The sequence below is a fragment of the Mycobacterium shunyiense genome (assembly GCF_058270075.1).
The window spans coordinates 41,320-53,886 of record NZ_JBZDPU010000018.1 but is presented as its reverse complement, the minus strand read 5'-3'; the positions used below and the strand labels follow the sequence as shown (position 1 = coordinate 53,886).

Annotated in this window: 10 protein-coding genes; 1 reads left to right on the top strand and 9 read right to left on the bottom strand. The window is 67.6% G+C overall.

Annotation, left to right across the window (positions count from 1 at the left end):
* The first annotated feature begins 42 nt into the window (after positions 1-42).
* A complete protein-coding gene (locus tag AC4ELH_RS23240) occupies positions 43-678 on the top strand; it encodes a TetR/AcrR family transcriptional regulator (RefSeq protein ID WP_064882507.1) in 636 nt (211 codons plus the stop codon).
* Positions 679-726: 48 nt separating this feature from the next.
* Here AC4ELH_RS23240 and proB read toward each other — a convergent pair whose 3' ends face one another.
* From proB to AC4ELH_RS23195, 9 genes are all read right to left on the bottom strand, one after another.
* A complete protein-coding gene (proB, locus tag AC4ELH_RS23235; RefSeq protein ID WP_064960358.1) occupies positions 727-1,848 on the bottom strand; it encodes a glutamate 5-kinase in 1,122 nt (373 codons plus the stop codon).
* Positions 1,845-3,293 carry a GTPase ObgE gene (gene obgE / locus AC4ELH_RS23230; protein ID WP_448448850.1) on the bottom strand — a complete coding sequence of 483 codons (1,449 nt, stop codon included), beginning with the start codon at positions 3,291-3,293 and terminating at the stop codon, positions 1,845-1,847. The genes proB and obgE overlap by 4 nt, the downstream gene beginning before the upstream one ends.
* A gap of 90 nt (positions 3,294-3,383) precedes the next feature.
* The gene (gene rpmA / locus AC4ELH_RS23225; RefSeq protein WP_003879727.1) at positions 3,384-3,650 is read right to left on the bottom strand and encodes a 50S ribosomal protein L27; all 267 of its coding nucleotides are present in this window, start codon (positions 3,648-3,650) and stop codon (positions 3,384-3,386) included.
* Between the two features lie 15 nt (positions 3,651-3,665).
* Positions 3,666-3,977, bottom strand: a complete 312-nt coding sequence (rplU, locus tag AC4ELH_RS23220; RefSeq protein ID WP_029367319.1) for a 50S ribosomal protein L21 — start codon at positions 3,975-3,977, stop codon at positions 3,666-3,668.
* A 164-nt stretch (positions 3,978-4,141) separates the two neighbouring features.
* Positions 4,142-7,204 (bottom strand): ribonuclease E, encoded by a 3,063-nt coding sequence (rne, locus tag AC4ELH_RS23215; RefSeq protein ID WP_448448849.1) that lies wholly within the window; start codon positions 7,202-7,204, stop codon positions 4,142-4,144.
* A gap of 289 nt (positions 7,205-7,493) precedes the next feature.
* The gene (gene ndk, locus AC4ELH_RS23210) at positions 7,494-7,916 is read right to left on the bottom strand and encodes a nucleoside-diphosphate kinase (RefSeq protein ID WP_055115579.1); all 423 of its coding nucleotides are present in this window, start codon (positions 7,914-7,916) and stop codon (positions 7,494-7,496) included.
* Positions 7,917-8,001: 85 nt separating this feature from the next.
* Positions 8,002-8,436, bottom strand: coding sequence for a DUF4233 domain-containing protein (locus AC4ELH_RS23205; protein ID WP_064882516.1), 435 nt, complete (start codon positions 8,434-8,436; stop codon positions 8,002-8,004).
* Positions 8,433-9,839 carry a bifunctional tetrahydrofolate synthase/dihydrofolate synthase gene (gene folC, locus AC4ELH_RS23200; protein ID WP_448448847.1) on the bottom strand — a complete coding sequence of 469 codons (1,407 nt, stop codon included), beginning with the start codon at positions 9,837-9,839 and terminating at the stop codon, positions 8,433-8,435. Before folC ends, AC4ELH_RS23205 begins: the two co-directional genes overlap by 4 nt.
* On the bottom strand, positions 9,836-12,490 hold the full coding sequence (locus AC4ELH_RS23195) for a valine--tRNA ligase (RefSeq protein ID WP_498886944.1): 2,655 nt from the start codon (positions 12,488-12,490) through the stop codon (positions 9,836-9,838). The genes folC and AC4ELH_RS23195 overlap by 4 nt, the downstream gene beginning before the upstream one ends.
* Positions 12,491-12,567: the final 77 nt, after the last annotated feature.

Genomic DNA, 12,567 nt, shown 5'->3' with positions numbered 1-12,567 from the left:
TATGTCTAGTCAAGGTGTGTCGCGTTCCGATACGCTGGGCCCATGCCATCGGTAACGCGAAAACCGCAGGCCAAAAGGGAGGAACGGCGCGAGCGGATCGAACGCCAACTGCTCGACGCCACCGACCGGCTGATGGCCGACGGCACCAGCTTCACCGAACTCAGCGTGGACAGACTGGCCACCGAGGCCGGGATCTCCCGGGCCAGCTTCTACATCTACTTCGAGGACAAGGGTCATCTGCTGCGCCGGCTGGCCAGCCAGGTGTTCGGCGATCTCACCCGCGCTGCCGAGCGGTGGTGGGGCGTCGCCGGTCGCCGCAACCCCGCCGACGTCCACGCCGCCATGTCCGGCATCGTCGCCAGCTATCGGAGCCATCAGCCGGTGCTGATCGCGCTCAACGAGATGTCGGGTTATGACCCACTGGTCGGGCAGACCTACCGTGAACTGCTGACCGGGATCGCCGACCAGCTCACGAAAGTGATCGAGGACGGGCAGTCCGACGGGACCATCCGGCCGCAACTGCCTGCCGCCGTCACCGCGAGCACGCTGACCTGGATGGTGGAACGGACCTGCCACCAGAATCTGCCGTCACACCCGGCCTCCTACGACGCCGAGCTGGCCGACACGCTCACCGAGATCATCTGGGGCGCCCTGTATCTGGAGTCCCCGCCCCGGTGATTTCGGTGCATCTGGCGCCGGGCGGCTCCGGTGCATGCTCCCAAATCGCTAGAGAGCGACCAGATCGTCGGCGTGCACCGCGGGCCGGCGCAGTTCGGCCGGCAGATCAGGCGTCGAGCGGCCGATGATCGCGGCCAGCTCCGACGCCTCGTAGGCGACCACGCCACGCGCGACCGTCTTGCCGTCCAACGCCCGGAGATCCACCACATCGCCGCCGTGGAAGTGACCGGAGACCTCGGTGATCCCGGCAGGCAGCAATGAACGCCGCTGCTTGACGACCGCCCGCACCGCACCGTCGTCGAGGGTCAACACTCCGTGCGACTCCGCCGTGTGGCGAACCCAGAACCGCCGCGCCGACATCCGCTCTGGCCGCGGCGCGAACACCGTGCCCACCGAGGCGTCGCTCAGTGCCGCGGCCGCATCCGCGGCGGCGGCAAGCAGCACCGGCACCCCGGCATCGGCCGCCAGCAGGGCCGACGACAGCTTCGATGCCATGCCGCCGGTGCCCAGGTTGCTACCGCCGCCGGCGACCACCCCGTCGAGGTCCCCCTGCGCCCCGACCTCGGGAATGAAGCGCGCGTTCCCTTTTCGGGGATCAGAGTCGTACAGGCCGTCGATGTCAGACAGCAGGATCAGCGCGTCGGCGCCGACCAACTGGGCCACCAGCGCCGAAAGCCGATCATTGTCGCCGAACCTGATCTCGTTGGTGGCCACGGTGTCGTTCTCGTTGACGATCGCGACCGCGTGCAGCGCGCGCAACCGGTCCAGCGTGCGCTGAGCGTTGTTGTGCTGCACCCGCATCGCGATGTCATGGGCGGTCAGCAGTACCTGCCCGACCGTGCGGCTGTAGACGGCGAAGGCCGAACTCCAGGCGTTGACCAGGGCCACCTGTCCGACGCTGGCGGCCGCCTGCTTGGTGGCCAGATCGGTGGGGCGCTTGGACAGCCCGAGCGGCTCGATACCGGCGGCGATGGCACCCGACGACACGATCACCAGGTCGGAACCGGCCCGCATCCGACCCTCGATGGCCTCGACCAGAACCGCGAGGCGGCCCGCATCGAAGACACCGGAGGGGGTGGTCAGCGCAGTGGTGCCGACCTTGACGACGACACTGCGAGCGGTCCGAATCGCTTCCCGGTGTACCGAGGGCGCCGAGCCTGCGCTCGTCACTCGTCTTCACTCCCGGGCTGGCGCCGTTCACGACGCGCGGCCTTGCGCTCGGCGGCGCCGATGCGGTCGGTCTGCTCGAGCCGGATGTCTGTGCCACGTCCGGTGAGCGGCATGTCGACGCCGGCAGGAGTCTGCGGTTCCCAGTCGAAGGTCATATCGCCGATGGTCACGGCGCAGCCGGGCTTGGCGCCCTTCTTCCACAAGGCGTCCTCGACACCCAACCGCGCCAACCGGTCACCGAGGTAACCGACGGCCTCGTCATTGTCGAAGTTGGTCTGGGCGATCCAGCGCTCGGGCCGGGTACCTCGCACGATGAACCCGCCGTACCCGTCGGTCTCGACGGTGAAGCCGCTGTCGTCAACGGCGATCGGGCGGATCACCGGACGCCTCGGCACCACCTCGGGTTGCGCATCGCGATAGGCCTTCACCATCTCCCACAACGCAAAGATCAACGGCCGCAAGCCATCACGGCTGACCGTCGAGATCTCATACACCGGCCAGCCGAACTGCGACTGCACTTCTTCACGCACGAAGTCGGCAAGCTCGCGGGCGTCGGGAACGTCGATCTTGTTGAACACCACCGCACGTGGCCGCGACGCCAGGTCACCCAACGCGGAATCGCCCTGCAGGGTCGGGGTGTACGCCGCGAGTTCCGCCTCCAGCGCCTCGATATCGGAGATCGGGTCACGCCCGGGCTCCATGGTGGCGCAATCCACGACATGCACGAGCACCGCGCAGCGCTCAAGGTGCCGAAGGAATTCCAGGCCCAGACCACGCCCCTCGGACGCACCGGGGATCAAGCCGGGAACGTCGGCGACGGTGAAGGTGTTTTCGCCGGCCGACACCACACCCAGGTTGGGCACCAGTGTGGTGAACGGGTAGTCGGCGATCTTGGGCTTGGCCGCCGAGATGGTCGACACCAGAGAGGATTTACCCGCCGACGGGAAACCGATCAGACCGACATCGGCGACGGTTTTCAGCTCGAGCGTGAGATCCCGGGTCTGGCCCTTCTCACCGAGCAGGGCGAAGCCGGGCGCCTTGCGGGCCCGGGAAGCGAGTGCGGCGTTACCGAGCCCCCCGCGACCACCGGCCGCCGCCTCGAACCGGGTACCGGCACCGACCAGGTCCGCCAGCATGCGGCCGCTCTCGTCCAGCACCACGGTGCCGTCCGGCACGCGCACGATCAGATCGTCGCCGGCCGCGCCGTCACGATTGCTGCCCGCGCCCTGCTTACCCGAGGGCGCGACGACATGCGGATGGAAATGAAAGTCGAGCAGGGTGTGAACCTGCGGATCGACGACGAGCACGATGCTGCCACCGTGACCACCGTTACCGCCGTCAGGGCCACCGAGGGGTTTGAATTTCTCGCGGTGCACCGACGCGCAGCCGTGGCCGCCGTTGCCTGCACTCGCATGGATGACGACGCGGTCGACAAACCGTGGCATCAGACATCCTCTCCGTCGAATGTGAAGCTATCGCGAAAGTCCTATCGAGAACTCGCAGCTGCTTCACATTCGCGGAGAATCCTCTGAGTCTCAGGCCTCCGGGCGCGGCACGGGAACGATGTTCACGTGCTTGCGACCGCGCTTGGAACCGAACTCCACGGAGCCGGGGGCCAGCGCGAACAGCGTGTCATCGCCACCACGACCGACGTTGACGCCGGGGTGGAAGTGAGTGCCGCGCTGACGGACGAGGATCTCGCCTGCCTTGACGACCTGACCACCGAAACGCTTCACGCCGAGCCGCTGTGCTGCGGACTCGCGACCGTTACGAGAGCTGGAAGCGCCCTTTTTGTGTGCCATTAGTTCGCTCCCTCGTTACTTGATGCCGGTGACCTTGAGCACGGTCAACTGCTGACGGTGCCCCTGGCGCTTGTGGTAGCCGGTCTTGTTCTTGAACTTGTGGATACGGATCTTGGGACCCTTGGTGTGCTCGAGCACCTCGCCGGTGACGGCAACCTTGGCCAGGTCATCGGCCTTGCTGGTGACCTTGGCACCGTCGACCACGAGGGCCACGGGCAGCGACACCGACGCGCCGGGCTCGGCGTCGAGCTTCTCAACCTTCACCACGTCACCGGCGGCAACCTTGTACTGCTTGCCACCGGTCTTGACGATTGCGTATGTCGCCATCGTGTCCTCTGCTCTGCTGCTCTCTGCGGGCGCGCGCTACCGGTCGGTGCGTGCGCGGGTCTTGGGTGGCGGGATATCCCGCCGTCACCAGCCTGTGGTCACACAGGCACTGGAGACAACTGGTCAAGGGTACTTGACCAGCGGGTAGAGGGTCAAACCGCCCTCTACTCGTGGGTCGGCGGCCCCGCGGGCCTGGCTGCGGCACGTCGACGAGTGCGGCCGCGGGAAGGCTGCACCTCCGCAATCACCGGAGCCGGCGCCTGGTAGACGTCTTCTTCGGGCTCGTCTTCGTCTTCCTCATCATCCGAGTCGTCATCGTCTTCTTCGTCATCCGAGTCGTCGTCTGAGTCCTCGTCGTCCGAGTCGTCGTCGATGTCGTCCAGGTCGTCATCCTCGTCGTCATCGTCGAGGTCGTCGTCGAGGTCGATCTCGTCCTCGGCGTCATCCTCATCGGAGTCTTCGGAGTCTTCGGACTCGTCGGCCTCGTCGGAGTCGTCGGCCTCGTCCGGTTCGTCGGCGTCCTGCGTATCGAACTCGCCGCCGGTCGATTCATCGGCCTGCTCGGGCGTCGTCTGCTCGTCGCCCTCGGCCTCGTGAACCTCGCCGTCGGTCTGCTCGTGCTCGTCGAAGGCTTCGTGGGCCCCATGACCCTCGTCATCTTCGTCGTGGCGGCCGTTGGCTGCGGCCATGGCCTTGAACATCGGATGTTCGCCGGCGGGATGATCGGGCACCTTGACGACCGGCACCTCTTCGGGCTCCGGGCGGGCATTGCCCCGCTTGCCCCGCTTGCTGCGACGGCTACCGCCGGTGGTTTCGGCCTTGCGTCCGGCGTTCGACGACGAGGCGGTGTCGACCGGGTCACCGTGCAACACGATGCCGCGACCCGCGCAGTGCGTGCAGGTGGTCGAGAAAGCTTCGACGAGACCCGTTCCCAACCGCTTTCGGGTCAGCTGGACGAGGCCCAGTGAGGTCACCTCGGACACCTGATGGCGGGTGCGGTCCCGGCCCAGCGCCTCGGTCAGCCTGCGCAACACCAGATCCCGGTTCGACTCGAGCACCATGTCGATGAAGTCGATCACCACGATGCCGCCGATGTCCCGCAACCGCAGTTGCCGCACGATCTCCTCGGCCGCTTCCAGGTTGTTGCGGGTGACGGTCTGCTCGAGATTGCCGCCCGCGCCGGTGAACTTGCCGGTGTTGACGTCGACGACGGTCATCGCCTCGGTGCGGTCGATCACCAGGGTGCCACCCGAGGGCAGCCACACCTTGCGGTCCAGCGCCTTCGCCAGCTGCTCGTCGATGCGGTGCACGGCGAACACGTCGGGAGCCTCGGCGCCGCCGGCGGGTTCGTACTTCGTGAGCCGGCCCACCAGATCGGGAGCGACGGTGTTCACGTAGGAGTTGATCGTGTCCCAGGCCTCGTCGCCCGAGACGATCAGACCCGAGAAGTCCTCGTTGAACAGGTCGCGGATGACCTTGACCAGCACGTCGGGTTCTTCGTAGAGGGCGACGGCCGCTCCCGCCTTCTTCGCGGTGACCTCGGCGGCCTTGGCCTCGATCTCGGTCCAGCGCTGTTGCAGTCGCTCGACGTCGGAGCGGATGTCCTCTTCTTTGACGCCCTCCGAGGCGGTCCGGATGATCACACCGGCATCGGCGGGCACGACCTCCTTGAGGATCTCCTTGAGCCGCTGACGTTCGGTGTCGGGCAGCTTGCGGCTGATCCCGGTCGACGACGCACCCGGCACGTAGACCAGGTAGCGGCCGGCCAGCGACACCTGCGTGGTGAGCCGGGCACCCTTGTGCCCCACCGGATCCTTGCTGACCTGGACGACGACATAATCACCCGGCTTGAGGGCCTGCTCGATCTTGCGGTTCGACCCGCCGAGGCCGGCGGCCTCCCAGTTCACCTCACCGGCATAGAGCACACCGTTGCGGCCGCGGCCGATATCGACGAAGGCGGCCTCCATCGAGGGCAGCACGTTCTGCACGATGCCGAGGTAGATGTTGCCGACCAGGCTGGCGGACGCCGCGGACGTAACGAAATGCTCGACGACGACGCCGTCTTCCAGCACGGCGATCTGGGTGTAGCGGGCGCCCTCGTGCGGCGGCTCGGTGCGGATCTTGTCGCGCACGATCATGGTGCGTTCGACGGCCTCGCGCCGGGCCAGGAACTCGGCCTCGCTCAGGATCGGGGGCCGACGGCGGCCGGCGTCGCGGCCATCGCGGCGGCGCTGACGCTTGGCCTCCAGACGGGTCGATCCGCTGATCCCCTGGATCTCCGAATCGTCGCTGCTCTTGCCGGACCGCTCGGCGCGGGGCGCGCGCTCGTGCACAACGGTGTTCGGCGGGTCATCCGGAGAGCTCGCGTCATCGTTGTCGCCAGAACCGGACTTGCGCCGGCGGCGGCGACGACGGCGTCGGCTGCTGCCGTCACCACCTGCGGTGTCCTCGTCGTTGTTCTCGTCCGACTCATCGGAGTCGTCTTCGGAATCCTGATCGGACTCGCCTTGATCGTCGGCGGTGTCGGTATCGGAATCCGGGCCCGAGTCGGTGTCGTCTGCCTGCTCACCACGCCCACGCCCACGCCCGCGACGGCCGCGGCGCCGCCGGCGAGCGGCCGGACGATCGGCCTGCTCGTCATCGGTATCGACGTCGGCGTCGGCATCCGTGTCGGTGTCGGCGTCGGTGTCGTCTTCGTCGTCGTCATCCTCTTGGACACGCACCGGGACGAACGCCACGGGCTGCGGGGCGACGAACAGCGGCAGGTAATCGGCCCGCTCGGTGTGAGCTTCGCGAGCCGGGGGGATGTTGGCGGTCTCCAGGATCAGCCGCGACTCGGGCTCGTCACCCACGAGGACGGGGTCGGCCTCGGCGGCTTCGCCCTCGGGAGCATCGACCGCAGCGACCCCCGGCGCGTCGACAGGAGCCGCGACCGACTCGGCCACCATGACACTGACTGCTTCGACCTGGACCGGTTCTGCCTGCTCAACCGGCTCCGGGTCGGTCGACCCGAGGGCCAGCGCGTCACGGACCCGCTCGGCGTCGGCCTTTTCGACCGTGGAGTGCGCACTGCGCTGACGCCCATCGAACTCGGCCAGGGCGTCGAGGACGCGCCGGCTTGTCGTTCCGAGCACCCGCGCCAGGGAGTGGACTCTCAGCCGCTCGGGCAGTCCCTCCTGCTGCGGAGTCTGGGTTGATAGGTCGTCATTCTGGGCATCTTCGGCCACGAATTCTCCTCAAGCCCCCGGGCGCGTCGTAACGACGCGGCCACGCGAGGGCTTCCGCTATTGGCCCGGGACACTTTCCCCGGGCTTGTTGTGGTCTCGCTCCGGGCGGTTCGCTACCGAACCCACCCGGTGCCTGGCTGAATGATGGCTGGACGGCCCGCGCCGCACCGGATTGCGGTGGTCGCGCTCGTCGAAGTCTTCATTCGGGTGTTCAACCTCGGTTGAGGCTGAACACCCGAAGCCAGTATCCCACATCACTGACGCGGTACAGACCAGACTGCGAGAAGGTTTATCCGGCGGAGGCTTCGCCAGGGAACCACAGGGCGATCTCACGGGCCGCCGACTCCGGCGAATCCGATCCGTGCACGAGGTTGTCCTGGGTCACAAGCGCCAGGTCACCGCGGATGGTGCCGGGCACAGCCTTCTCCACCGGGTCGGTGCCACCGGCGATCTGGCGGAACGCCGCGATGGCACGCGGGCCCTCCACGATGGCGGCGACGACGGGCCCGGAGGTGATGAACTCCAGCAGCGAGTCGAAGAACGGCTTGCCGTCATGCTCGGCGTAGTGCTGCTTGGCCAGCTCGACGCTGACGTTCTTCAGTTCCAGCGCGGCGAGGGTCAGGCCCTTGCGCTCGATCCGGGAGAGGATCTCTCCGACCAGGTGGCGCTGCACGCCGTCGGGCTTGATCAGGACAAGGGTCTGCTCAGTCACGAGCAGAGAGCGTACCGGTCGGTAACCGCGCTGCGCCATTTCGGGCCCTCGGCCGAGCCCGGACTGCGGCGCAGCTACGACGCGGCTATTCGCTGGGCGGCTGCTGGCCGGGCAGCAGACCGCGATCCTGTCTGCGTTTGACCTCGCGCCGCAGGTACACGATCAACAGCCAGACCACGGCGAAGATCACGCCGATGAAGCCGATCGCCCCATGGATCAGCGCCCCGGCGATCACCACAAGCTGGATGCCCAGGTTCGCCCAGATGGCCCACGGCCGGCCCTGGATCCCGGACATCAGGATCAACACGACGGCCAGCCCGACCACGAAGCCGCCCGAGGCCCAGGTCAGCCCCGCCGCGCTGGTGCCCACCACCGGCAGTGCCAGCAATACGACGATGGCTTCCAGGATCAGCGTCCCCGCCATCACCCCACGGAAGCTCTTCCAGGGGTCGGGCGGTGCCGGTGTGTCGCCGGGCGTCGGATCGCTCGGGGTCTGATTGCCCTGGGTCTGATCGTTCATTGCGGGTCCCGTCCGAACAGGGTCCGGGCCGCGCCGGCGGTCACCACCGAACCGGTGATCACCATGCCGGCCCCGGACAGGCCTTCGTCTGCACCGGCCTCTTCCACCAGCGCGGTCGCCGTCTCGATGGCGTCCGGCAGCGTCGTGGCGGTGATCACGCGATCCTGGCCGAAGCGCTCCTCGGCCAGCAGCGCCAGCGACTCGACGTCCATCGCCCGCGGGGACCCGTTGTGGGTGACCACGATCTGATCGAAGACGGGCTCCAGCGCGGTCAGGATGCCACCGACGTCCTTGTCTCCCATCACCGACACCACCCCGACCAGGTAGCGGAAGTCGAACTCCTGCTGCAGGGTCTGCGCCAGCGCTGCCGCACCGGCCGGATTGTGCGCCGCGTCAATGAAAACCGTTGGCGCACTTCGCATTCGTTCCATCCGGCCCGGGCTCTGGACCGCCGCGAAACCGGCCCGGATCGCGTCGACGTCGAGCTGACGGTCGGCACCCGCACCGAAGAACGCCTCGACCGCGGCCAATGCCAGGACGGCGTTGTGCGCCTGATGTTCACCGTGCAGCGGCAGGAAGATATCGGAGTACACCCCGCTCAGACCCTGCAGCTCCAGCACCTGTCCGCCGATGGCGATCTGCCGGCTGAGCACAGCGAATTCCGAGTCTTCACGGGCCACGGCCGCGTCGGCGCGCACTGCCTCTTCCAGCAGCACCTCCATGGCCTCTGGAACCTGCTTCGCGATGACGGCCACCGTGTCGGTCGGCACCAGATCGTCGGGCTGCCGGGTGATGATGCCGGCCTTCTCCCCCGCGATCGCGGCGATCGTGTCACCGAGATAGTCGGTGTGGTCGATACCGATCGGCGTGATCACCGCGACGGGGGCATTGACGACGTTGGTGGCGTCCCAGCGCCCACCCATCCCGACCTCGATGACCCCGACATCGATGGGCACGTCGGCGAAGGCGGCGAACGCCATCGCGGTCAGAACCTCGAACTTGCTCATCTTGGGGCCGCCCGCCGCTTCGGACTGCTGGTCCACCAGCTGCACGAACGGTTCGACCTCTCGATAGGTCTCGACGTAACGGGCCGGGGTGATGGGCTTTCCGTCGATCGAGATGCGCTCTACGGCGGACTGCAGGTGCGGACTGGTGGTGCGCCCGGTACGCCGGTGCAGCGCGGTCAGCAGCGCGTCGATGATGCGGGCCACCGACGTCTTGCCGTTGGTCCCTGCGACGTGAATCGACGGGTAGGCACGCTGCGGTGAGCCCAGGAGCTCCAGCAGCGCCGCGATCCGGGCCGTGCTGGGGTCGAGTTTGGTCTCGGGCCACCGCTGGTCGAGGAGGTGCTCGACCTGCAGCAGCGCGGCGACCTCGTCCGGCGAAGGGACCGGATCGGTCATTGGGACAGCCCGGCCAGGCGTGCCGTGATCCGCTCGACCTCTTCGGAGGCCAGCTGCTGGCGGCCGCGGATCTTGTCGACGACGTTCTCGGGAGCCTTGCCGAGGAAGGCCTCGTTGCCGAGTTTGGCCGTGGTTGTCGCGAGTTCCTTCTGGGCGGCGGCCAGGTCCTTCTCCAACCGGCGCCGCTCGGCCGCCACATCGACGGTGCCCGAGGTGTCCACCTCGACGAGCACCGTGGCCTGCGCCAGACGCACCTCGACCGAAGCCGACGGGGTGAACCCGTCACCGGCGTCGGTCAGCCACGCCAGCGCGGTGACTGCGGGCAGCTGCTCGGTCAAGCCGGCCTCGGTGATCGCCGAGAGCCGGGCCGGAACCCGCTGCCGGTCGGCCAGACCCTGGTCGCTGCGGAAGCGTCGCACCTCGGTGATCAGCTTCTGCATGTCGGCAATGTGTTGAGCGGCAACCTGATCCAGCGCGATACCGGAGGCCTGCGGCCACTGCGCGATGACGATGGACTCACCATCGGTGAGCGTCTTCCACAACGTCTCGGTGACGAACGGCATCACTGGGTGCAGCAGCTTGAGCAGAGCGTCCAGCACGGCGGCCAGAACCGCCGTTGTATGAGCGACACCCTCCCCGAGTTGCACCTTGGCCAGTTCCACGTACCAGTCGCAGAACTCGTCCCAGGCGAAGTGGTACAGCGACTCGCAGGCGCGGTTGAACTCGTAGCTGTCGAGTGCGGCATCCACCTCGGCGCGAACCTCTTCGAGGCGGCCGAGGATCCAGCGGTCGGCGTCGGTCAGGTCGGCGAGCGCCGGCAGTTCAGCGGGCGCCGCCCCGTTCATCAGCGCGAACCGGGTCGCGTTGAACAGCTTGGTGGCGAAGTTGCGGGAGGCCCTGGCGTGGTCCTCACCGATGGACAGGTCGCCGCCGGGGCTGGCGCCGCGGGCCAGGGTGAACCGCAGGGCGTCGGCACCGAATTTCTCCACCCAGTCCAGCGGGTCGATGCCGTTGCCACGCGACTTGCTCATCTTGCGCCCGAACTCGTCACGGATGAGGCCGTGCAGGAAGACGTTTTCGAACGGCACCTGCGGACCGCGGGCGCCATCGAACGTGATGGCCGGATCGTCGCCGACGAACGTGCCGAACATCATCATCCGCGCCACCCAGAAGAACAGGATGTCGTAGCCGGTGACCAGCACCGAGGTCGGATAGAACTTGGCCAGATCCGGAGTGTGCTCGGGCCAGCCCATCGTGGAGAACGGCCACAGCGCCGAGGAGAACCACGTGTCGAGCACGTCGCGGTCCTGCTCCCAGCCCTCCGGCGGGGTCTCGTCGGGGCCGACGCACACCGTCTCGCCGTTGGGTCCGTGCCAGATCGGGATCCGGTGGCCCCACCACAACTGCCGCGAGATGCACCAGTCGTGCATGTTGTCCACCCAGGCGAACCACCGCGGCTCCAGGCTCGGCGGGTGAATCACGGTGTCGCCGTTGCGCACCGCATCGCCGGCCGCCTTGGCCAGGCCGTCCACCTTGACCCACCACTGCAGGGACAGCCGCGGCTCGATGGGCTCACCGCTGCGCTCGGAGTGCCCGACGCTGTGCAGGTAGGGCCGCTTCTCGGCGACGATCCGGCCCTGCTCGGCCAGCGCCTCGCGGATCTTGACCCGGGCCTCGAACCGGTCCATGCCGTCGAATTGCGTTCCGGTGTCGGCGATCCGGCCCTTGGCGTCCATGATGGTCGGCATCGGAAGCTGATGACGCAGCCCGATCTCGAAGTCGTTCGGGTCGTGCGCGGGAGTGACTTTGACTGCGCCGGTACCGAATTCGGGGTCGACGTGGGTGTCGGCCACGATGTTCATCTCGTGGTCGACGAACGGGTGCGGCAGAGTCTTGCCGACCAGATGGCGGTAACGCTCGTCATCGGGATGCACCGCGATCGCGGTGTCACCGAGCATGGTCTCCACACGGGTGGTGGCGACGATGATGTGGGGCTCGTCGTCGTTCATCGAGCCGTAGCGGAACGAGACCAACTCGCCCTCGACGTCCTCGTATTTGACCTCGAGGTCGCTGATCGCGGTCTCCAGCACCGGTGACCAGTTGACCAAGCGCTCAGCTTGGTAGATCAGCCCGGCATCGAAGAGCCGCTTGAAGATGGTCCGCACCGCGCGCGACAGGCCCTCGTCCATGGTGAAGCGGTCGCGGCTCCAGTCCACGCCGTCACCGAGGCGACGCATCTGCCCGCCGATGGTGCCGCCCGACTCACGCTTCCAGTCCCAGACCTTCTCGACGAACAGCTCGCGGCCGAAGTCTTCCTTGGTCTTGCCGTCGACAGCGAGCTGCTTCTCCACCACGGTCTGGGTGGCGATGCCGGCATGGTCCATGCCGGGCAGCCACAGCACCTCGAAGCCCTGCATCCGCTTGCGGCGCGTGAGCGCGTCCATCAGCGTGTGGTCGAGCGCGTGGCCCATGTGCAGGCTGCCGGTCACGTTGGGCGGCGGCAGCACGATCGAGTACGGCGGCTTTTCGCTGGCCGGATCGGCGGTGAAGTATCCGGCGTCCACCCAGCCCTGGTACAGGTCGGCTTCTACCGCAGCCGGATCCCAGGATTTGGGGAGGGCATCGGCACGGTTGTCAGGGGTGGGAGTCACCGAGCCATTCTAAGAAGGACGTGCACCGAAACGCGAAAGCCCCCGATGCCCGGTGCGTTCGCTGGGCGTCGGAGGCT